Origin of the sequence: Filimonas effusa, from assembly GCF_004118675.1 — a bacterium.
Classification (GTDB): domain Bacteria; phylum Bacteroidota; class Bacteroidia; order Chitinophagales; family Chitinophagaceae; genus Filimonas; species Filimonas effusa.
Map to the genome: position 1 here is coordinate 45,256 of NZ_SDHZ01000005.1, position 22,187 is coordinate 67,442.

Here is a 22,187-nt window from a genome sequence, read left to right on the forward strand (position 1 = left end):
CATAACCAGGCGGATCAGCCTCAGCAGAACCGGCGATCAACGACATGGGGATACAGGAAAGCAATATTCGCTTTCTGTAATTGAACAATAAATAAACTAGCTAATAGCAGGAGGATGGAAAACAGATATTGCCCTATCAAATACAGCATTATCATTATAAGTGAAGAAACTTGCTGCGGTACCAGTTGCATAAAAAGAAACACTTGCAAAGAATGCTTTGGAAGAAATGACTTCCAGCTTAGGGCCCGCTTTGCGCTCATTTTCTGCATCTTTCTTTTGTTGCTGCTCCATCTTCTTCATCATCTGGCACTTACCATTACAATGCATGGAAGGGCGGCTTTTATTCACGCAATTCTGAGCGAATGCTGCTGTATTAGCGTAATAATCCACAACGACAAAAGCCTTGCTGAATGTTTGAGCAAGGAATGCCGTGAACAGGAAAATTGCTAATAGCTGCCTCAAATGAAGAAAGATTAAGATGAGGCAAAACTATAACAGAACCTTGAAAGAAGGAAATTTATTGAAACAAAAAAAGATACAGCAGCCGATGTCTAAAAACTCAGCTTCACCCTATCGAGTGTGAGTGTATTCAGTACAATAAATGTATTTACAAACTGTGGATTACCCAGCAAAACAGAAACAGCAGCCTGGGCCATAAGTGTGCCCAGGATCCCGGGCACAGTACCCAATACGCCATTCACGGAACAACTGGGAACATCTTCAGGATTTGGCGGCTCCGGGAACAAGTGACGCAGGTGTTTACTTCCTTTATAATTAAAGATAGCCAGCTGCGCTTCGTATCCAAGAATACTGCCATATACCAGTGGTTTATTTAATGCAACAGCTGTATCATTCACGACATAACGGGTAGCAAAATTATCGCAGCCATCTATAATAAGGTCGTAATCTTTCATCAGCGCTGCACAGTTCTCTTCATTAAGAAATACCGGATGCTGCTGTAATATAACGTGAGGATTTTGCGCTGCCAGCTTTTCGGCAGCAGCAACTGTTTTATTTCTGCCTATATCGGCATTCATATACAACACCTGCCTGTGCAGATTAGAAACATCCACCACATCGCCATCCACCATCCCCAGGGTTCCGATGCCTATGGCTGCGAGGTATTGGAGTATAGGACAACCAAGCCCTCCGGCACCTACCACCAGCACTTTTGCCTGCTTTAATTGCTCCTGGCCGGCAATACCCACCTCGGGCAACAGCAGCTGCTTCATATACCTGTTCAGTTCATCTATGTTAAACATATCCGCTTCTATTGTCAGCTAAATGATCTATCCCAGTCTTTCCATACGGGCTCATAACCTTGCCGCCGGATCATCCCTGTAATAACGTCTACCGGCCTGTCGTCCGATATTTCGAACTGCTCAAGCGATTCCGGTGCTACCACATAACCACCGGGATTTGTTTTCGACGCAGCGCTCATACTGGTAACACCCAATTTTACTGCATTGTCGCGAAACACTTCCCGTTCACGTGTGGAAATAGCAATTTCAAGCTCTTCACTAAACAACCGCCAGGCGCAGATAAGCTGTACCAGCTCACGATCATTCATATAGGTTTCAAAAGATTTTTTCCCGGCAGTGCCAGTACTTTCTTTATCTATAGGCCTCAACCTGGGAAAAGAAACAGAATACTTTGTTTGCCAGTATTGCTTTTCCAGGTAACGCAAATGCAGGGCGGTAAAGAAGCAGTCGGTGCGCCAATCCTCCAAGCCTATCAATGTACCCAATCCTATTTTATGAATACCTGCTTTCCCAAGCCTGTCGGGCGTTTCGAGGCGGTAATTAAAATTTGACTTTTTGCCCTTAGGATGGTATTTCTTATAATTTTCCTTAAAATAAGTTTCCTGGTATACCAGTACTGTATTCAACCCCTCTTCCACCAATTGCGCATAGTCGTCCTGATCAAGCGGCTGCACTTCCATTGAGATATGGGAGAAGAAGGGTTTTACCAACCTGATAGCATTACGCAGATACGACACTCCTACTGTATGCATAGCTTCGCCGGTAACCAGCAGGATATGATCAAAACCCATATCCTTGATAACCTTTACCTCCTGTAGAATTTCAGCATCGGAAAGTGTCCTGCGTTTGATCTTGTTATCAAGGCTAAATGCGCAGTAGGTACAGATATTCTGGCATTCATTGCTTAGATAAAGCGGCACATACATCTGGATGGTTTTCCCGAAACGCTTTTGTGTACGCAAATGGCTCATCTGCGCCATTTGTTCCAGGAAAGGTATTGCTGCCGGAGAAAGCAGGGCTTTAAAGTCTTCCAGCGAGCGTTTTTCCTTATGGAGTGCAGCAAGAACATCTTCTCCCGTTTTTGCCAGGATACTTTGTTTTACCTCATGCCAGTTATAGGTATCGAAAATATTAGTGAACATAACAGGGCGGTTTTATAATTCCAGGAAAGAGGTCAGCGGGCTGCTGGCCTGTGCATGTTGCAGAACAGCACCTAGTTTTGCCTCATAGGCTTCACGGCCGGCTTCTACTGCCAGACGGAAGGCATTTGCCATTTTTGCAGGGTTGCCGGCAACTGCAATGGCAGTATTCACCAGCACCGCATCGGCGCCCATTTCCATCGCTTTTGCCGCATCGGACGGCGCACCAATGCCGGCATCGATGATTACCGGAACTTTAGACTGCTCTATGATAATTTCCAGGAAATCGAAGGTCCGGAGTCCTTTGTTTGTTCCTATAGGAGCCCCCAGAGGCATTACAGCTGCTGTTCCGGCATTTTCCAGCTGCTTACATAATACCGGGTCGGCATGGATATAAGGCAATATTACAAATCCCAGTTTTGCCAGTTCCTCTGTAGCCTTCAATGTTTCAATAGCATCCGGCAACAGGTATTTAGGATCGGGATGGATTTCAAGTTTCAGCCAGTTGGTTTCCAGCGCCTCTCTTGCAAGTTGTGCCGCAAACACCGCTTCGCGGGCATTACGTGCGCCGGAAGTATTAGGCAAAAGGTGAACACCCGGATGTTGTAAATGCGCCAGTAATGTATCGGAATCGGTAGTGAGATCAACACGCTTCAATGCCACTGTTACCAGTTCAGATTGTGAAGCCAGCACCGCCTCCTCCATCTGTTGCGGCGTACCAAATTTCCCCGTACCCAGGAACAGCCTGGACCGGAATGTTTTATCTGCGATATTAAGCACCTGCATATAAAGCCTGATTAAATTGATGAACCAATGTTGTAGGATCTGCCGCATTAGTGATAGCACCGGAAACAGCAACGCCATATACACCTGTAGCTACTATTACAGGGATGTCGTCAGGCACAATACCCCCAATCGCATAAACGGGAGGAAAAGATGCCGGCAAGGCAGTTATAATGTCCTTATATCCTTCAGCACCCAGCACAGGACTTAGTTTGTCTTTTGTAGTGGTGAACCGGAAGGGGCCAAGGCCAATATAGTCGCAGCCTTCAGCGATGCGTTGCCGCACGTCATCCAGGGTATTGGCCGTACCACCAATGATCTTGCCTGTTCCCAATAATTGCCTGGCTTCGGGAACCGGCATATCGGATAAGCCCACATGAATACCGTCGGCATCAATTTCTTTTGCCTGCAGCACAAAATCATTAACAATAAAAGTAGCCTTGTAAGCTTTGCAGCGGTCGCGTACCTGTATAGCCAACGAGCGCACCTCGTGCTCTTCCAATGTTTTTGCGCGCAGCTGAATCCAGGAACAACCGGCATCGAGCGCTGTTTGTATATTCCGAAGCTGCCCTGCGGGTGTATCTCCCTGTGATATGTATTGAAGTTTACTAAACATATAATTTTGTTTATACTATTGGCGGGAACAATGGCTTTGCGTCTGAAAGCCATTGATCTTTCAAGTCCCGGAATGCTTCAAGGGGACTATTATCCTCCCATATGGCACCCAGTACAGCCACTCCTTTAAACCCCATTTGCAGCGGTTTTGTACAGTTGTGTTTATCAATGCCTCCTATCGCAATTAATGGCGACACAGCCTCTGTCACCTGTTTGCATCCGCAGAGATTGACATTGGCCCTGTATCCCGTTTTTGAAATGCTATCGAACACAGGGCCCAGAAAAGCATAACTAAAGCAAGTGGACAACGATCTGGCAGCTTCAACATCATGAAGCGAAGTCGATAACCTGAATCCTGCCGCCACCAGTTCGCGCCAAAAGATCTTATCAGTTTTTAATCTTGCATCTTCTGTAAAATGCAAGCGCGTTAACCCTGTCTCCAATGCCAGCGCATGATGGTGATGCAGCGCTATTCGCTGGTAATATTCCGGATCAATAGCCGCAAGCAGCTCTTTTACCTCCGTCAAAGAGGCAGCAGGCTTGCGCAGGTGAAAATGAAACAGGCCGGCTTTAAACAAGCTGTTAATTATACCCGCTTCATTTTTTACCGGGTGCGGACTGGAGATTACAGCTAACATCAGGAATAGATATTACTGCCCTGCATTTTAAATTCTTCTGCCTTTTCAAACAAGCCTGAGGCAGCAGACTCCCTGATCTCCTGCGTTATTTGCATAGAGCAGAATTTAGGTCCGCACATAGAACAGAAATGAGCCACCTTGGCGCCATCCGCTGGTAGGGTTTCATCATGGAATGACCGCGCCGTATCGGGATCGAGCGATAAGTTGAACTGATCTTCCCAGCGGAATTCAAATCTGGCTTTGCTTAGTGCATTGTCACGGTATTGCGCGCCGGGATGGCCTTTCGCCAGATCTGCAGCATGTGCTGCCAGCTTATAGGTGATCACGCCATCTTTCACATCCTTTTTATCCGGAAGTCCCAGGTGTTCTTTAGGCGTTACATAACAAAGCATGGCAGTACCAAACCAACCAATCATAGCAGCACCTATAGCCGATGTTATGTGATCGTAACCGGGAGCGATATCAGTAGTCAGGGGGCCAAGCGTATAGAAAGGCGCTTCATGACATTCACGCAACTGTTTATCCATGTTTTCCCTGATGAGATGCATAGGCACATGCCCAGGGCCTTCGATCATCACCTGTACATCATGTTTCCATGCAATCTTTGTCAATTCACCAAGGGTCTCCAATTCTGCAAACTGAGCTGCATCGTTGGCGTCGGCGATGGAGCCCGGGCGAAGGCCATCACCTAAGGAGAAAGCCACATCGTAGGCTTTCATGATCTCACAGATCTCTTCGAAATGAGTATAAAGGAAATTTTCTTTATGATGTGCCAGGCACCACTTTGCCATGATGCTGCCACCACGGGAAACAATGCCCGTTACTCTTTTTGCTGTTAGCGGTATATACCGGAGCAAGACACCTGCATGAATCGTAAAATAGGAAACACCTTGTTCAGCCTGCTCGATAAGCGTATCGCGGAAGATCTCCCAGGTAAGGTTTTCTGCTTTGCCATTCACTTTTTCAAGCGCCTGGTAAATAGGCACTGTGCCAATAGGAACGGGAGAATTGCGTATGATCCATTCACGGGTTTCGTGAATATTCTTGCCGGTAGAAAGATCCATAATAGTATCCGCTCCCCAGCGGCAGGCCCATACCGCTTTTTCCACCTCTTCTTCAATAGAGGAAGTGACGGCGCTGTTGCCGATGTTTGCATTTATCTTCACCAGGAAATTCCGGCCTATGATCATAGGTTCCGATTCCGGGTGGTTGATATTATTGGGAATGATAGCCCGTCCTGCAGCAATTTCATCTCTTACAAACTCAGGCGTAATAAATCCCTGGGGCGTATTAGCGCCAAAGCTCTGTCCCGGGTGCTGTTGTGTTAAGACTTCATAGGAGCCATTCAGCTGTTGCTTCAGATCCGTGATCCGCTGGTTTTCCCTGATAGCGACATATTCCATTTCGGCAGTTACAATGCCTTTACGCGCATAATGCAGCTGTGAAACATTGGCCCCCTTTTTCGCGCGCAAAGGAGTGGCAATATGCTCAAACCTAAGCGGAGAAAGGCTTTCGTCAGCCAGCCGTTGCCGGCCATACTCTGAAGAAAGTTCGTTCAGCGGCTCAACATCACCCCTGTCGAGGATCCATTGCTGGCGCAGGCGGGGAAGCCCTTTCCTGATATCGATGTTTACATTATCATCGGTATACGCACCACTGGCATCATATACAGTCACCGGGTTGTTGGCTTCGAGCGTTCCATTGCCAAGCCTGGTTGGCGAGAGCATTATTTCCCGCATCGCCACTTCGATAGGATGCAGCAGACCCTTTACATAAATTTTACGGGAACCGGAGATAGCACCGGTTGACACAGCCTGCTGTGAAGGCATTTTTTCCTGTTTACTCATAGCTTAACCTCCTTGTGTTGCTTTAATGATGAGAATAGTGTCGTTTGGCTGCACGATATAGCTGTCGTGCTGCGTTTTAGGGATTACAGTATTGTTCACTGCTACGGCAACGCCATTGCGTTTACTGCCAAGCTCAGCAGCTACAATGCTTTCGAGTGTTGCCCGTTCGGCAATTTCTTTGGGACTATTGTTTAAGATAATTGTCATTCCTGTAACAATTTTAACTTTAGGAATGACATGCAGGCGCGTGAAAGTTATATAAAGCGCATGAAGTTGTCTTTACTTTTTCCCTTCGGCAGTACTAACTGCATCAGGTTCAAAGGGTATCATCTCAGCCCATACAGGCACCCCTAAAGTTTAGTGAAGGTAGACAATTATTTGAAAAATCAAAATCCTGAAAAAATTAGTTTCTGCCGAAACGTGGTCCGGAGAACAAGGGCGATCCTATCCTGATACCCGTAGAACTCTTATTACCATTGAGATACGACGCAATAAAGTCAACCCGGAAAAATCCAAGAATATTTTCAAGGCCGGCAAATGCTTCTACATAGTTGTTGTTGCTGTTTACGTAAAATGTATTGGAACCAATTACAAGGAACCAGTTCAACCGTTTAAACAACGGAATTTTATTAGTAAGCATTCCTTTTAAATGATATTCCACATGGCCGGCGCCATACAGCGATGCCGTGGTGCTGTTGGCATAATAAGGCGCCAACTGAAAGCTGTTGAGGTAACGGCCTGCGAAGATCAACTGGTTGCCATTGAAATGCTGGTAGTCCTGTATGGGCACCCGCTTGCTGTTAAGGAAGCCACCTGCATTCACTCCATAACTCAACTCACCTTTTAATTTCAAGTCGATATTGTCCCATATTGAAACGCGCCACTTATCGAAGTCTACATCACTACCCGCTATATCTTTCACACCCTTTGTATAAGCAACTTCAAAAACAGGCCAGTCAGATCCAAATGCTATTTTCCTGTCCGGCATTTGTATATAATACTGTCCTGGCTGGTATTGCCATTCTATATCAAAGCTCACTGCCTGATGCCGCGAAAACTGGCTGCTCAACTGTTCGTAAGGATAGTTGGGGGTAAATTCACGGTTCTTTTTAAAGAAAGAATAGTTGGATGTATTCTCCAAAGGAAGACGGTCTTCATACAATACAGCCACATTGAAACGCATGCTATTATCCCATCGCTTACTATAACGGAGCTCACCGAAATAGTTTTCATAAATCTTCATATAAGCACGGTGTTCCAGCAGGGTATAAACTGAGTTAAAGAAAGGAGTAATTGGTTCATTACGATTAAACTGTGTAACTCTTTTCCCCCCGCTTAATTGCCAGCTACTACGCTTTTCTACCCACTCGCCTTCTTCATTCCGGGCTATTCCTGAGAACACAAAACTACCAGCTGCATAAAAATGTGTGTTACTGGTCCCATAACGCAGGTTAGGAATAAAGCTTAACTGGCGGCGTGTTCTTCCCCATTTCTGCTGAAACTTCGCCTTCATTTTTACAGCATAGCCCTCTACAGCATTATATTCTACCATTGAACCCAACGGCTCCCAGCTAAAACTCCACGGATGCTCCGGATGATAATCGGATACTTCAATTCCGTTTACAAACACATTAGAGAAGTTTAAGCTGGCCTCAGCCTTTCGGATGGAGTCCTTGTTTGCTTTTACCCAGGCAGGGTCGGAATGTAATTCATGTATGCTATCTTTAAAAGCATAGTCTTTGAGCTCTTCAGGTTCCAGTTGAACAGGCCGCATGCTATCCCAATAATGTTTGGGCTTCTTGTTTACACCGGTATCATAGCTTATAACCACCCTGTTAAAATATTTCTCTCCAAATTGAGGCAGTGTATCATATTTACTAAAAACATTTAAAGCACTTCCCGCCATTTCAACGCCGAGAATATTAAGCGAAAAGCTAATTACCTGATCTTTCACCTGCCATATGTCAGACGATAGCGGCATCTGAATTTGCTTGATCAGCATAGAGTCTATCAAGGTAAGCTGCGATTCTTTGGTAAGTAACAGCTCCAGGCTATGAATGCGCCAATCACCTTCTGTAATATTGATGATGCCCGAAAATAAAGGTTCATATTTCCGTTTAGGCATAACTTTAATCCTGCTTATCTCCTTGCCATCTTCATAAAAAGAACCGCTGTATTTGTACTTGTAATAGTGTAATGCATCGTCGGCAACAGGAGATACAAATCCGCGGGACATTGAACCTGTAGACATCACATTCACATTGTTCTCGTAAAAGTTGATCACTGAAGGAAAATTAAAACCATAACCGTTGCTGCCGCTTTCCCTACCGGATAATACTTCGAGCTTTGCCTTACCCGGCTTTTTCATCGCCAGCCTGGTAAGTGATTCCGACAAATAAACGACGCCTTTACCTGCCGAATCCAACCCCATTTCTTTGCGCGTTTTTTCATCTATTTTTTGTCCCATAAATTTATCCGGCGTTTTTCGCAACTTTATCAGCATTTTGATATAAGCTTCACTGGTAAATGAATCCAGCGGTTCAACATAGGAAGGACGCATCTTGATCGCATTCCTGATAATTGCATAAGCCGGATCTTCACCGCCTGCTTTCACAACAACTTCACCTATATTATCCTGCAAAGGCAGGAGACTGAAGTTCAGCGTTAATGGTTCTTTTGAAACAGAGACCTTCTTTTCCTGCCGTTCGTATCCAACATACTGACAAACTATGGTGTTAATACCCGGCTCTATCGTGAGCGTATAAGCACCCTGCATATTGGCGGTGGTACCCCTGGTAGTTCCTTTAATAAGAATGGAAGCATAAGAAAGGGGCTCTCCTTTCTCATTGGTTACAACACCAGTCAGGATAGCAGCATTGGCGCTTACACTCAAAAATAAAAGCAGTAAAAGTTGGGCGTAGTTTTTCATTCACTAAAAATAAATGCAGGCCATTATTTTTTTCCCGCAAAATGACTTGCGGAAAACGGGAAAAAAAAGACAACGGGGTCTGAGGTGATAATCAATCAATTAATAGAAATATCCCCGCCCGCTCGCTGGTAGGAGTGGGAACGATCTTTGATACAGGTATATTAAAAAACCTATGGGAGTAGGTGGAATTATCGGGCGCCGGTGGCGGATATTCAAACAGGAATCGCTGATATTATTTTACGCTGTTCAGCAAAGGGACACCCCGGTTCTTCCCAAACTGCTGATAGGCATTACTCTTTTGTACCTGGTAAGTCCGGTAGATGCGATACCCGATGTTATTCCTTTTTTCGGCTACATCGACGACCTGTTAATTGTCCCTTTCCTTATGAACGCCTCCTTCAGGCTACTACCAGGCCACATAAGAGAAGCCGGCGCTTTACAGGCCCGCCGGCAAAAAAGAAGAATAACCCGGCTATTTATAATCTTCCTTATTGTAATACTCCTGGCTATGACAGGCATTTTCATTCTCGCCTGGAAGATCACAGGTTATGTAATGGACAGCTGGTAAAGTACTACAAAGGCCACGTTAAAATTAACGCGGCCTTTGTAGTACTGGCAGGCAATGCTTAGTTACAGTTCACTGCAATATCAGCAGTAGCTCTATAAATATTTGTGCCGCTGTTATAAGTGGCTACACCTGTCAGGCTTGCGTTGGTAGTTGCGCCTGTGAAATTGAAATTCGCAGATTTGAAATCCATAACAGCAGAATAACTTTTTGAGCCATAGTAAGTGTCTATCCTGTATCGCTGGTCGTTTAGCAGGTTAAATTTCGCAACACCATTATACACATAAACGGTTTTGTAATAGGTATAGGCCGTTCCGTTCCATAAATAAAGAGACGCAGCATTGGTAACATTAGCTACAATATTCTTATTGGAACAACGTGCATTTATCTTCAGATCCACCGTTGTTAATTTAGGAAACGTTACAGACGAAGGAACAGTAACGGTGAGCTCTCCTGTACTACAAGGATTGAATGCAGCAGACTCAGCCAGTTTAACGCCAAACTGATCAGCTACTATTACTTTTACCCCGGTCATATTGGGTGTGCTTCCGTAGAAATTGTAAACTCCGTTATTATAAATAGTAGCCATACCGCCGGCATAAGTGGTAAGCGGCTGTCCGCTTGCTGTAGCAAGGTATATCTTTCCATAAAAAGAATTCACCCCGGCCTTAACGGTAACTTTTACAGGAGCGGAAGAACTCTTGTAACAAGAACTGGTGCCATTCATATAATAAGGCCAGTCGATATTCCAATAGGAGAGGTGCGCCATGTTGTAGGTCATTAGAAGCTTGCCGCCGCTGGTGCTGATTGTTCCGTTTGTTTCAAACTTCCATTGTCCTGTTTTCTCGTCCAGGCTCCAGATAGGAATAATATCGCCGGCCTTCACCACAACGCCCGTATTAGGGTTAACAAGCGTACTGCTGATTTGCATAGTTACCTGCAAAGGCTGTGAAAAGCTTTTCACTACAGTATTCCCTACTTTCATGTTAACAGCCAGAAAGCCGGCAGTAACGAAGGTTACGCCACCCGGGATAGACTGTCCATTCTCGCCAAGGATATTATTCGCATTAAAACCACCGGGGAAGGCGTCCAATGACGCCTGTGTGCCGGTACCATAATAAACCACTTTGGCATCCAGATTACCAGATGTGATCTGTGTGCCGTTCTCAGCAAAAAATTTAGTTCCCGCCGGTAATGCAATAGACGCCATTTCAGTTGTAGAAGCTGTAGTGGATGTAGCAATAGTTGCAGCTGTTACAAGCGATCCGGACAAAAGCGTAGCCTGTTGTACTCTTGCAGAAGTACCATCTGCAGGTTTTGCATACTCTACCAGGCGTACTTCTTTCGTATAAACAGAATCGGAGATGATAGTTACATTTTGTACTACAGGAGTAAAACCCTCTACATTCGCCACCAGTGAAAAATTAACCGGATGTTCCGCAGATGGAGCTGCTGTTTTTTCAAGCATCAGCGCCAGCACACCACCTTTTGTTTTAAATGTTTTTCCACCTTCAGGCGTTACAACAGATGTCGCATTTTGCCCGGTTACCGTTACCTCAAAGTCGGCAGGCTGCGTTGTAGCGGTGCTGCTGGCATTTGCAAAATGAAATAACATTGGGCTGGTATAGATATCGGTGTTCACTGTTACCTCTACTCCCTCACTTGGCTTCTTACAGGCCTGCAGTAAACAACAGCTGAAAAGAAGACATACAACAGCAAGATTAAATAACGAATTTCTTGTATTCATGAAAACAGATAATTAGAGTTTGAAGTTGAAATTGAGCTGAAGAACAGGCAACCATCTGTATTCGCTCATATTAGATTGAAACTGCTGCTGACTTTTATCGTCAACGGTAAGCATACCTGTTGAAGTAAACCTGGTTTTGGGTGCTACAAGGTAATAGGTACCCATGTCGAGCGTAATATTAAACCGGTGCCTGGGGAAAGCTCTGAAAAAAGCAAAGCCACCATAAGGAGCAAAGCCCTTCCAGTCAACATCTGCTGTAAGTGTACCCAGTTGCTCAGGCGAATAGGTAATATCGCCAAAGCCTGCTTCTTCTTTTGCTGTACGCTCAATGGTCCCCTTTGCTTTCAGGAAATAAGCGCCACCGGCAACAAAACGAAAACCCTGGCCAATAAGCGGGTAATCGAGTAAGAGGTGAATATTGGTGAATTTTGCGGCAAAACGGTCGTCAGTATCGAAGTTATCAAGATTGATAACATTCTTTACTTCTACAGGAATAATGCTGGTTCCCAGTCTTGCCGATAGTTTTTTGTAGAAGTTATACTTCAGTTCTACACCTGCTCCCTGGCTTCCCAGGTGCAGGTTAATGCTTTTATCGCCTTCTAACTGGGCGTAAGAGCATACGGAAGTTGCTAAGCCAATAGCCAGCAACAGCGTGCGTACGGATTTCATGCTTCAGAGTTTAAGGATGGGCAGCAGCCAGCTGCCGATAGTAAAGTAGTCTGTTATGGCGCAAATGTATAGCGCCTTATTGCAATTCAGCAAATTTTACTTTAAAGTTTTTTTCAACTACTTACACATAGGTATGCCCATGTATATAGGTAAAAGCATTCACCCGGACAGGGGAAATGCAACGGATGTAATAATCCGGCTGCTCTTTGCTAAATTTGCATCATGAAACCGATCCTTTTTTATTGTTACGATGCCTATTGCGGCTGGTGTTATGGGTTTAGTCCTGTAATTAAAAAGATCACTGAAAACTTTCCCGACCTGCAGACCGAAGTGCTGTCGGGTGGCATGATACTGCCTGAAAAACCGGTTCCTATTGCAGCTACGGCAGGATACATCCAGAAAGCCTATAAAACTGTGGAAGAATATACCGGTATCCGATTTGGCAGCGATTACCTCTGGCATATCAATAACGCGGAAGAAAGCGATTGGTTTCCCCATTCAGAAAAACCAGCGATCGCACTCTGTATTTTCAAGGAGTTTTATCCCGAAAGACAGGTAGAATTCGCTGCCGACCTTCAGTATGCATTACATTACGAAGGACGCGACCTTACAGATGATGCAGCTTATGAACACCTGCTGGAGAAATACTCCATCAATAAAGAGCTCTTCTACAGCCGGCTGGCCAGCGAGGAGTATAAAGACAGGGCGGCCTATGAGTTTTCACTCGTGAAACAGCTGCAGGTAAATGGCTTTCCATGTGTATTGCTCCAGGTTACAGAAAGCAAATTTCAACTGCTGGCAAAGGGCTATACCGATTACGAAACGCTGGAAAGCAGGTTGAAAGCTGCGCTGGCATCTTAAATAATAGTATTTTGTTTTTATAAAAACAGAGGTTGTACCAACAGTACAACCTCTTTGAATTTAATGGGTATATCGAAATCGTCTATAAGCTGAAGCCATACGCCACACGTAAGGCTACCTGCTTGGTATAATCATACTTTGTAAATTCTTCGTATTTCACACTAAAATCCCAGCCATTCTGGAAGGCAACACCCACAGCGGGCGAGTATACGAAGGATGTACCAAACCCGTCGTTGGTACCAAAACCGGCACCCGCTTCCAGGTTAACATAGAAATTTTGAGTAGGGAAAACTTTAACACCCGCTTTTAACGGAATAATACCTACAGAGGATACAAAATCCTTCTTAAAGAAATGCGTATAACCTGTAGTGACAATAGCACTAACACTGTTTCCTAAACCTTTCTGAAGACGAAGGTCGCCACCTAATACAAAAGGCTTGGGATCTTCAAGTCCCGAACCAACATTAACACCAATGCCCAAGCGCCAGGGGCTTTGCGCTTTTGCCGATAATGCCATTGCAAACACACACGCAATAGCAGCTAACAGTTTGATCGAATGTTTTTTCATTTGTTTATTTTTGGTTACAAATAACCCGTGATGCTCACACAGGGCTTTGCAACGGCTATATGCACAAATGATGCCAGTTGATACAAACAGTTGAAAATCATTGCCGTAAAAACCAGATAACAGCTCCCGCACCAAGCAGCATCACTACCACACAAATAATAGCAAGCCATATAATGCCTTTGTCTTCCTCTATATACTTCGATGATCTTTCATTTACAGGAATGAATTGTTCTGCATCTGTTTCCCGGCGGTGTCTGGCATTCCTGCGCCTGATCAACTCATTTGTTTCATTTTTGTAATTCAGTTCCTCAAAACTTATGGGCGGAGGTATCTCCCATTCGGTAGCACCCGGAGGTAAAAGCAGCTGCGCCATAAGCACCTCCTCCCTGAAACCGGGAGAACGCAACAGCAGTTCCTCGAATTCCTGTTTTTGATTGTCGTTCAGCAGGCCCAGCACATATTGTTCAATGACACCGGAATTGATGTAGTGTTGTAGTCGGTCCACAGGTAGTTTAAATTAATGGCAATAACATCATATTATAAAAATAAATAAAAAAGAGTAAAGTCTTTTATAAATTATTTTTATGGCATCAATGAGAGATGCCAAGCGCCATTTGCAGTAAGGCCACCACATCGGACTGAATAAGATCCTGTACAAGTTCTTTTTTGGCAGCCTGTAATTTCATCATTTTTTCTTCTACAGTATCGGGACAGATCAGGCGTACTGCCACTACATTTTTCTGTTGTCCTATTCTATAGCAACGATCTATCGCCTGGTTTTCAACAGCAGGGTTCCACCACGGATCTACAAGATATACATAGTCGGCCTCGGTAAGATTAAGCCCCGTACCTCCTGCCTTCAGGCTTAGCAGGAAAACACGCGTATCTTCCTTATTTTTAAAATCATTTACCACAGCTTCCCTGTTAAGCGTGCTTCCTGTTAATAATGCATACTTAAGATGACGCTTTCCCAATTCCTTTTCAATGAGCGAAAGCATAGACACAAACTGTGAAAACACCAGTACTTTATGGTTCACCGTTTTTTCCATCAGTTGCTCCATCAGCATCTCCATTTTAACGGAAGCATTTCCATGAACCGCATCCTCGCCCAGCAAAGCCGGCGCATCACAGATCTGCCTTAACCTGGTGATCCCTTTCAGCACATGCATTGTAGTAACATGCTGCTCCTCGTTACGTTCTCCTTCCAGATAATCACGCAACTCTTTCTCATAAGCATCATATGCTTTCCGCTGTTCTTCACCCATAGGACAATACAGCAGCATCTCTGTTTTATCAGGCAGCTCGGTAGCAACCTGCTGCTTTGTTCTTCTTAAAATGAAGGGATGTATCTTCTGTTGTAGTTCTTTAGCCCGGCGGCTGTCCTTAAATCTGTCGATAGGTATTGCATAAACATCCCTGAAAAACTGTTTACTCCCCAGCAAACCAGGGCATGCAAACGACAACTGGCCGTACAAGTCAAAGGTGTTATTCTCAACCGGCGTTCCCGTTATAACAACCCTGTTCCGGCTTTGTAACAGGCGCATTGCTTTATAACGCTGGGAATTGGTATTCTTGATATTCTGCGATTCGTCGGCAAAAACATAATTAAACCGGAAACGGCGAAACATCGCATTATCCGATAATAACATACCATACGAGGTAAGCACTACTTCATAGTCGTGAAAGACACGCTCATCCGTAGTCCGTGAAGTACCATGGTGTGTATAAACTCTGATAGACGGCGCCCATTTTTCTATTTCATCGCGCCAGTTAAACAGCAAAGAAGTAGGCGCAACAATAAGGTTATTATTGGTAGCGACCTTATGCCGCTGCGATAAAATAAAAGCTATGATCTGTACCGACTTGCCCAATCCCATATCATCAGACAAACATCCACCAAAACTAAACTCGTCGAGAAAGTTGAGCCAGTTAAGCCCCTGCCATTGATAATGCCGCAATGTAGCCTGCAACTCGTGGGGAACAGGTATTTCACGGATAGCATCGGGAGAACTGAACTCGCGCTCATAGTGAGCAAGCTCCTCCTTCACCGTTTCATCCAGCATCGCATCTTCATACACCTGGCTTACGGATGCAAAGTTTATTTTAGGTGTAGACAGCAAATCGTCAATGATTTCGCCAATGCTAAAGTATTCATCCAGCTTAGCCAGCCACTCTTCCGGCAAAACTCCCAGGGTGCCATCATCAAGCTCAACATAGCGGCTCTTGTTGCGAACCGCTTTATGCAGTTGCTTTAGTGCTGCCTTTTTCTTGCCAAAGCGAACATCCATGGAAGTATTAAACCAGTTCTGGCCACTGGTGACCACAATTTGTATCTTTACTTTATGGGCGTTAAGCCTGTTGTTCTTAATATCATTAAAGCCATACACCTGTATACCTGCTTCACGCCAGCTGTCGAATACGGGCAGAAACCACTCTTCGGACAACAACCCGGCTTTAGGTAAATAGAAATAGGTGAACTCATTATCCACCTGTTCCGCAAAGTCAGGATGCTGCTGTAACAGCATGCCAATAAATTCATCCTCTGCCCTTTCATTACGCCTCACCTGGAAAGTATTGCCTTTGCTATCCTGCAAATAGATCTGCTTTTTGGAACGCACCTCTATTTCCACATCCCCATACCGCATTACCGGGGTAATGTTTACATGAAATTCAGCATCAGAAAGGAATACCATTTTTTCAGCCTGCCCGCGAATACCCTGTTCCTTCAACTGCTGCGGCGTGCCCGCTTTTACAAAAGAATAATTAATGTGAATCTTTTCTTCCAGTGGCGCCAGCAGCTTTTGCTGAAAAGAAGCAAAATCGGATTTTGCAATCATCAAACGGTACTGGTGTTTCCTGAAGAAATCAACCAGCTTTAATAAATGGAACCCGGCAATCAGGTATAACCATTCTTCATTGCTGATAAAATAATCATATTTTGTAACAAGCCCGCTTAGCTCAACCGCGCGGCCATTGATAACCAGGTGGGCATATACAGTATAAAAGCCTTCGCTGCGCTCTACCATCAGCTTTAACTGGTGGATCATTTCGCCCATCTTAACGGGCTGCAGTGAACCCACGATCACGTTTTCCGACACAGTTCCATTATGGCTGTAAAATGGCAGTCCGGCCGGATTTTTTACCAATGCACGTAATGCCTCTATATCGGCTTCCGATCGTCCTTCTTTGATCTGGTTCTGAAACCTGCTGATAGCCGTGAAGAATTTGGCATACTGCACATTTTCCGTTTTCCATAGTTCATCCAAAGGATTAAGAAGCCGCAGCGGATTTTTAAGTTTACCCGATTGGGTTGTTGCAACCTCATATAATTCTGCCACCAGGTGCCTGTAATATTTATGCTGCCGGAGCACCACTATTTTTTGTGCAATTCCGGCAGGCAGCGGTATATCTGCCTGTGCCTGAGGCGCTAAAAGCTGCTCCTGCAAATAGTGTATTTTATCCTGGGTTACCTGGAACAAAAAGGCCGCTTTTTGAAATGTTAAAAATCAATTGGTACGAACAGCAAAATAAGCGAAAGCATTATAAAGAACACCGTTTTTAATTGCACATATAAAGCAAGAACATTAAATTGCTTGTGTATTATAAATCGATTGCTATGACTGAAGCCTCCACTATTAGATCAGTACAAAAAGATACCCGTATTAATATTCACCGTGCAGCAGATATTGCTTATTGGACCCAGAAACTGGAAGTATCTGTTATTAACCTCAAGATAGCTGTAAGCGAAACTGATGGCTCTGCGGCTAAGGTAGAGGAATGGCTGCGTATGAAGAAATTCATTAAATAGCTTCCTGTAGATAAGGTATTACATTTTTGTTCAATCGGCATCATCCGCTTCGCCCGGGAGTCCTATTTGTGCAACTCTGCCTATCTGCCCATCCTCCAGCCGTACTTTAATACCCCTGGAATGAAAAGGTGCAGAAGTAAGCAGATCTTTCACAACACCATAGGTTAATTTACCGGATCGCTGATCCTTTTTCAGGATAATGGCTACTTCGAGACCAGGATATATTTCGTTACGATATCGTCCACTCATAGCAGCAAAACTAAGTTATTTCATCCCCCCGAATACCGGTACCCGTTTAACAGGCGGGTACCATTTGTTTATTTAGGGCTGCCCCATGCCGTTATAACAATGCTCCTGGCCCCTCCATAATTACGGTGCTCACACAAATAAATACCCTGCCAGGTACCCAGCGCCAGCCTGCCATTATGAATAGGAATGGTAACTGAACTTCCCAGCATAGCCGCTTTCAAATGTGCAGGCATATCGTCGGGCCCTTCATCGTTATGCCGGTAATCAGGATCATTTTCAGGAACTGCCTTGGTAAAATAAGTTTCAAAATCCATCCTTACCGTGGGATCTGCATTCTCGTTAATAGTAAGCGATGCAGAAGTATGCCGTATAAATACCTGGCACATGCCTGCTTTTAATTTACTTATCTCCGGCAAAGCCTGCACTATCTCATTCGTAATAAGATGAAATCCTCTTTTACGCTCTTTTAATGATATGGCCTGCTGATAAATTTCCATTCTTTTTTTATTGCAAATTTAGCCCGATACATCACTGGTATCCGCAGGAAGAGGATTGGGCTCCAGTTTATCGAGCTGTTTAATTTCTTCCGCTTCGCCCGCCATTTCTTTTTTAGCATCCAGGAATCCATGCAGCCATAAATTCAGGGCGTCAAGGGTTTCAGCCCCGCTTAATTTGTCGCCCCAGGAACAAATGATCGTAGGCAGGTCGTTATCCTCCGGATGTAAAGCCCTTGCAATTTTCGACAAAGTATTCCTGATCTCGTCAAAATGATTATTAGGTGGTGTTGCATGCATAAGTTTCGTTTACAGGAAGCGCTGCAATAGTTGTACCAGCAGCATAATCAGCCTTTTGCAAACATTTCCTGATTTGGTAAACATATTGCCGTCCTGCAATGCATCTTTGTTGCCTCTTCAGTACAATGCCCTGTCTGTTAATGCAGGTTGAATATATTTTTATGGCGCGATAAAAAAGCGGTCCTTTTAACCGGGGGCCGCTTTTCATTTAGGGTATCGATTAATTTCCTACATTCATTTGCTATTTAAGATGTTATGATGAAAAGATCCTTACCAGGCCTGCTATTGGCAACATTGCTGCTGGCAGAAGGTTGCCAGGAAAGCACCCGCGAAAACAAGGCAACGGAACAAGACAGCGCCGCTACGCTGCAACCCGTTGTTAAAGAAGTGGAAGTAAAACCACAAAGCAAACCCGAAACCGGCCAGTATTGCTATATAAACAAAGTATATGAGCAAAATGGCAGCTACTATATCGATGCCGACTATGTTCAGTTCCTGATGGGCAAACCTGCAGTCGCCGCCGCCAGAAAGCGCGGAGATGCGGAACGCATCATTAAAAACGGAGATACCACCTGGTCACTGCCCAACGACTATTATATTCTCAATGAAAACGGGAAACAAAGAACGCTGAAACTGGCGCCTGAATTCGAGTTCACCGCTGTTAGAACAGATAATGGCAAGGGCAGCCTCCCCGCCGTTGAATACCTGAAACAAAGAGCTGAAAACGGCCTGTTCATCCTCACGCTTGACGCCAATGAAACAGTGCTGGCCATCAAAGAACAATATCTGCCTTAATTCATTCTTTTATATTCAAACAGAAACACGTGAAAAAAATTCCATTATTCATCCTCACAGCTTCAGTAAGTATGATGATATCGTGTGACAGCAATAACAAAAACGCCAAAGCGGGTTCCGACAGCTTAACCGCTTCCAACCCATTTTATGCTCCCAGTAAACTGCCTTTTGGCGTACCGGATTTCGGAAAGATCAAGGATAGCGATTTTAAACCCGCTATGGAAGCCGGCATTAAAGAGCAACAGGCCGAGGTGCAAAAGATTGCAGACAATACCGCCGCTCCCGATTTCGAAAACACCATAGTAGCCCTGGAAAAAAGCGGGCAACTGTTAAGCCGCGCCAACCATGTGTTCGACCTGCTTACCAGCGCCAACACCAATCCTACGCTACAGGCCGTACAGGAAGAAATGGCACCCAAGCTCGCAGCCAACAGGGATGCCATTTATCTGAACAGTAAATTGTTCAGCAAAGTATCGGCTTTATACGCCCGTCGCGATTCCCTGCAGCTCGATGCCGAATCCAAACGCCTGCTGGAATACTACTACCAGAAGTTTGAACTTGCCGGCGCCAAACTTTCGGAAGCCGACAAAGACAAGCTGAAAGCACTGAACCAGGAAGAAGCTACTTTAAGCGCCAAATTCAATAACCAGTTGCTGGCAGCCGCCAAAGCAGGCAGCCTCGTAGTAAATGATAAAGCAGAACTTGCCGGCTTATCGCAAAACGAAATAGATGCAGCCGCACAAAATGCAACTGATGCCAAACAACAGGGCAAATGGATGCTTCCGCTTCAGAACACTACACAACAGCCCGCCCTGCAATCACTCACCAACAGGGATACCCGCAAAAAATTATATGAACGCTCCTGGAATCGTGCTGAACGTGGCGATACCAACGATACGCGCGAAGCCATCAGCCGTATTGCAGAAATAAGGTCTACCCAGGCCAAGCTGCTTGGCTTCCCCAACTATGCTGCCTGGAAACTTGGCGACCAAATGGCAAAAACCCCGCAGGCTGTTAGCCAGATGCTCGGTAAACTGGTGCCTGCCGCTACCGCCAAAGCACGCCAGGAAGCAGCAGAGATCCAGTCTGTAATAGACAAAGAAAACGGTGGCTTCCAGCTGGAAGCACAGGACTGGAACCTCTATGCCGAAAAAGTACGTAAAGCCAAATACGATCTTAATGAAGAAGAAATAAAACCTTATTTCGAACTGGATAAAGTGCTTCAAAACGGCGTATTCTATGCAGCTGAACTGCTTTACGGCCTTACCTTCAAAGAAAGAAAAGACCTTCCCGTATACCATCCCGATGTAAGGGTCTTTGATGTGATAGACCATGACGGCAGCCAGATAGGCTTGTTCTATGGCGACTTCTATAAAAGAGACAACAAGAACGGTGGTGCCTGGATGAGCAATCTGGTAGAACAATCGCACCTCATGGGTACCAAACCTGTGATCTACAACGTATGTAACTTCACAAAACCCGCTGCCGGCCAGCCAGCACTCATAAGCTTTGATGACGTTACCACCATGTTCCACGAATTTGGCCATGCCCTTCATGGACTCTTCGCCAACCAGAAATATGTGAGCCTCTCCGGAACAAGTGTAGCCCGCGATTACGTGGAATTTCCTTCACAGTTCAACGAACACTGGGCTTCCGACCCCAAGGTATTTGATCACTACGCAGTACATTATAAAACCGGCGCAGCAATGCCGCAGGCGCTGAAAGACAAGATCAAAAAAGCAGCAACCTTTAACCAGGGCTACGCTTTAACAGAAATACTCGCAGCCTCTGAACTGGATATGCAATGGCATACCATTCCTGCCGGCAGCGCCAAACAAAATGTAGACAGCTTTGAAACAACAGCACTTAAAAAAACAAATCTTTACTTAACACAGGTGCCGCCCCGTTACCGTTCCAGCTACTTCCTCCACATCTGGAGCAATGGCTATGCCGCAGGCTACTATGCTTATACCTGGACCTCTATGCTTGAAAATGACGCCTATGCCTGGTTCGAAGAACATGGCGGCCTTACCAGAGAAAACGGCCAGCGTATCCGCGATATGATCTTATCAAAAGGCAATACCGAAGATTACAATACCATGTTCCGCAACTTCAGAGGTAAAGACCCTGATATTAAACCGTTGCTGAAACAGCGGGGATTGCTGTAAGCGTATTAAAGAAAGAAAAAGGGTTCGCCAAATGAATAGCGAACCCTTTTTCTATAGAAGGAAATATTCTATATTTTCAATAGATGATTGCACAAGTTTACAAACCTTATTCTCCGTTATCGCACATTTTCAGTGCGTAGTCATATTTTAATTTTACACTTCCTTCAATTGGCTTATTGTAATCTTTCAAGAAGTTCACAAGCCCAGAATAATCTTTAGCTCTCCAATATTTCTCTACTGCTTCATTGAATCTTTTGATTTTCCTTTCTTGTTGGAATCTATTAACCTGAAGTTGACGTATCTCCTCCAATTTCCTCCTCACTTCAGCAGCATTATTGATAACTTCATTCAGGTTTTCGTTAAGGATTTTGTTTACGTTCAAAAGCCATCTTTTCAATGCATCTTCATCTTTCAATTGAATTGCAGTTAAGTCAAGATCCTTATTGCAATAAAGCACCTTCAACTGATTGTATTCATAGAAGATATTATTTCCTTTGAAAATTAAGAAGACACCAACTTCATAAGAGGAATTGTAATCGTATGAGAATGATAATTTAAGCAATCTATGCTCATACTCTATGCTTCCTCTCATTTCTTTGCCGGCAGAAAAATCAGCAAGAAACAATGTAGGCTCTATAATAAGCTTAACTAGTTCATTAAAATCCATATTATTTTATTTTTATAGAAATGGAGGATACTCCTGCTATAGGATTATAAACCCACCCTCTACTTTCTAATAGATATCTTTCA

Annotated in this window: 23 protein-coding genes and 1 riboswitch; of the genes, 5 read left to right on the forward strand and 18 right to left on the reverse strand. The window is 44.5% G+C overall.

Annotated features, from left to right (window positions below):
* Positions 1-96: 96 nt before the first annotated feature.
* The 9 genes from ESB13_RS21600 to ESB13_RS21640 all read right to left on the reverse strand — a co-directional run bounded on the left by ESB13_RS21600 (position 97) and on the right by ESB13_RS21640 (position 9,213).
* Complete coding sequence (locus ESB13_RS21600) at positions 97-462, reverse strand: hypothetical protein (protein WP_129005786.1); 366 nt, start codon at positions 460-462, stop codon at positions 97-99.
* A gap of 89 nt (positions 463-551) precedes the next feature.
* Positions 552-1,262 carry a HesA/MoeB/ThiF family protein gene (locus ESB13_RS21605; RefSeq protein WP_129005787.1) on the reverse strand — a complete coding sequence of 237 codons (711 nt, stop codon included), beginning with the start codon at positions 1,260-1,262 and terminating at the stop codon, positions 552-554.
* A gap of 14 nt (positions 1,263-1,276) precedes the next feature.
* Complete coding sequence (gene thiH / locus ESB13_RS21610; protein ID WP_129005788.1) at positions 1,277-2,404, reverse strand: 2-iminoacetate synthase ThiH; 1,128 nt, start codon at positions 2,402-2,404, stop codon at positions 1,277-1,279.
* A gap of 12 nt (positions 2,405-2,416) precedes the next feature.
* On the reverse strand, positions 2,417-3,187 hold the full coding sequence (locus ESB13_RS21615; protein ID WP_129005789.1) for a thiazole synthase: 771 nt from the start codon (positions 3,185-3,187) through the stop codon (positions 2,417-2,419).
* Positions 3,174-3,800: a thiamine phosphate synthase gene (locus ESB13_RS21620; protein ID WP_129005790.1), complete on the reverse strand. Its 627-nt coding sequence runs from the start codon at positions 3,798-3,800 to the stop codon at positions 3,174-3,176. The genes ESB13_RS21615 and ESB13_RS21620 overlap by 14 nt, the downstream gene beginning before the upstream one ends.
* 10 nt (positions 3,801-3,810) lie before the next feature.
* Positions 3,811-4,437, reverse strand: coding sequence for a thiamine phosphate synthase (locus ESB13_RS21625; protein ID WP_129005791.1), 627 nt, complete (start codon positions 4,435-4,437; stop codon positions 3,811-3,813).
* Positions 4,437-6,284 (reverse strand): phosphomethylpyrimidine synthase ThiC, encoded by a 1,848-nt coding sequence (gene thiC, locus ESB13_RS21630; RefSeq protein ID WP_220399742.1) that lies wholly within the window; start codon positions 6,282-6,284, stop codon positions 4,437-4,439. Before thiC ends, ESB13_RS21625 begins: the two co-directional genes overlap by 1 nt.
* Before the next feature lie 3 nt (positions 6,285-6,287).
* On the reverse strand, positions 6,288-6,491 hold the full coding sequence (gene thiS, locus ESB13_RS21635) for a sulfur carrier protein ThiS (RefSeq protein WP_129005792.1): 204 nt from the start codon (positions 6,489-6,491) through the stop codon (positions 6,288-6,290).
* A 62-nt stretch (positions 6,492-6,553) separates the two neighbouring features.
* Positions 6,554-6,646, reverse strand: a riboswitch (TPP riboswitch).
* A gap of 41 nt (positions 6,647-6,687) precedes the next feature.
* The gene (locus tag ESB13_RS21640) at positions 6,688-9,213 is read right to left on the reverse strand and encodes a DUF5686 and carboxypeptidase regulatory-like domain-containing protein (RefSeq protein WP_129005793.1); all 2,526 of its coding nucleotides are present in this window, start codon (positions 9,211-9,213) and stop codon (positions 6,688-6,690) included.
* Between the two features lie 172 nt (positions 9,214-9,385).
* Between ESB13_RS21640 and ESB13_RS21645 the strand changes: the two genes are divergently transcribed.
* A complete protein-coding gene (locus ESB13_RS21645; protein ID WP_129005794.1) occupies positions 9,386-9,781 on the forward strand; it encodes a YkvA family protein in 396 nt (131 codons plus the stop codon).
* 58 nt (positions 9,782-9,839) lie between these two features.
* Here ESB13_RS21645 and ESB13_RS21650 read toward each other — a convergent pair whose 3' ends face one another.
* Both ESB13_RS21650 and ESB13_RS21655 read right to left on the reverse strand, forming a co-directional pair.
* The gene (locus ESB13_RS21650; protein WP_129005796.1) at positions 9,840-11,525 is read right to left on the reverse strand and encodes a hypothetical protein; all 1,686 of its coding nucleotides are present in this window, start codon (positions 11,523-11,525) and stop codon (positions 9,840-9,842) included.
* A 12-nt stretch (positions 11,526-11,537) separates the two neighbouring features.
* Entirely contained in the window at positions 11,538-12,194 is a 657-nt protein-coding gene (locus tag ESB13_RS21655) for a hypothetical protein (protein WP_129005798.1), read from the reverse strand.
* Positions 12,195-12,416: 222 nt separating this feature from the next.
* On the opposite strand from ESB13_RS21655, the gene ESB13_RS21660 reads away from it, so the two are divergent.
* Positions 12,417-13,055, forward strand: a complete 639-nt coding sequence (locus ESB13_RS21660) for a DsbA family protein (RefSeq protein WP_129005800.1) — start codon at positions 12,417-12,419, stop codon at positions 13,053-13,055.
* An 82-nt stretch (positions 13,056-13,137) separates the two neighbouring features.
* Here ESB13_RS21660 and ESB13_RS21665 read toward each other — a convergent pair whose 3' ends face one another.
* The 3 genes from ESB13_RS21665 to ESB13_RS21675 form a co-directional block, all read right to left on the reverse strand.
* The gene (locus ESB13_RS21665; RefSeq protein ID WP_129005802.1) at positions 13,138-13,623 is read right to left on the reverse strand and encodes an outer membrane beta-barrel protein; all 486 of its coding nucleotides are present in this window, start codon (positions 13,621-13,623) and stop codon (positions 13,138-13,140) included.
* Positions 13,624-13,720: 97 nt separating this feature from the next.
* Positions 13,721-14,128 (reverse strand): hypothetical protein, encoded by a 408-nt coding sequence (locus tag ESB13_RS21670; protein ID WP_129005804.1) that lies wholly within the window; start codon positions 14,126-14,128, stop codon positions 13,721-13,723.
* Positions 14,129-14,213: 85 nt separating this feature from the next.
* A complete protein-coding gene (locus ESB13_RS21675) occupies positions 14,214-17,102 on the reverse strand; it encodes a DEAD/DEAH box helicase (protein WP_129005806.1) in 2,889 nt (962 codons plus the stop codon).
* Between the two features lie 137 nt (positions 17,103-17,239).
* Between ESB13_RS21675 and ESB13_RS21680 the strand changes: the two genes are divergently transcribed.
* Entirely contained in the window at positions 17,240-17,431 is a 192-nt protein-coding gene (locus ESB13_RS21680; RefSeq protein WP_129005808.1) for a DUF3606 domain-containing protein, read from the forward strand.
* A gap of 30 nt (positions 17,432-17,461) precedes the next feature.
* Here the strand turns inward: ESB13_RS21680 and ESB13_RS21685 are convergent, their stop codons facing one another.
* From ESB13_RS21685 to ESB13_RS21695, 3 genes are all read right to left on the reverse strand, one after another.
* Entirely contained in the window at positions 17,462-17,680 is a 219-nt protein-coding gene (locus ESB13_RS21685) for a YwbE family protein (RefSeq protein ID WP_129005809.1), read from the reverse strand.
* 68 nt (positions 17,681-17,748) lie between these two features.
* Positions 17,749-18,177 carry a secondary thiamine-phosphate synthase enzyme YjbQ gene (locus tag ESB13_RS21690; RefSeq protein WP_129005811.1) on the reverse strand — a complete coding sequence of 143 codons (429 nt, stop codon included), beginning with the start codon at positions 18,175-18,177 and terminating at the stop codon, positions 17,749-17,751.
* Between the two features lie 18 nt (positions 18,178-18,195).
* On the reverse strand, positions 18,196-18,474 hold the full coding sequence (locus tag ESB13_RS21695) for a hypothetical protein (RefSeq protein WP_129005813.1): 279 nt from the start codon (positions 18,472-18,474) through the stop codon (positions 18,196-18,198).
* A gap of 255 nt (positions 18,475-18,729) precedes the next feature.
* On the opposite strand from ESB13_RS21695, the gene ESB13_RS21700 reads away from it, so the two are divergent.
* Positions 18,730-19,269 carry a hypothetical protein gene (locus ESB13_RS21700; RefSeq protein WP_129005815.1) on the forward strand — a complete coding sequence of 180 codons (540 nt, stop codon included), beginning with the start codon at positions 18,730-18,732 and terminating at the stop codon, positions 19,267-19,269.
* 29 nt (positions 19,270-19,298) lie between these two features.
* Positions 19,299-21,437 carry a peptidyl-dipeptidase Dcp gene (dcp, locus tag ESB13_RS21705; RefSeq protein WP_246022650.1) on the forward strand — a complete coding sequence of 713 codons (2,139 nt, stop codon included), beginning with the start codon at positions 19,299-19,301 and terminating at the stop codon, positions 21,435-21,437.
* A gap of 106 nt (positions 21,438-21,543) precedes the next feature.
* On the opposite strand, the gene ESB13_RS21710 is transcribed toward dcp, so the two are convergent.
* On the reverse strand, positions 21,544-22,104 hold the full coding sequence (locus tag ESB13_RS21710; RefSeq protein WP_129005817.1) for a hypothetical protein: 561 nt from the start codon (positions 22,102-22,104) through the stop codon (positions 21,544-21,546).
* Between the last annotated feature and the right edge of the window lie 83 nt (positions 22,105-22,187).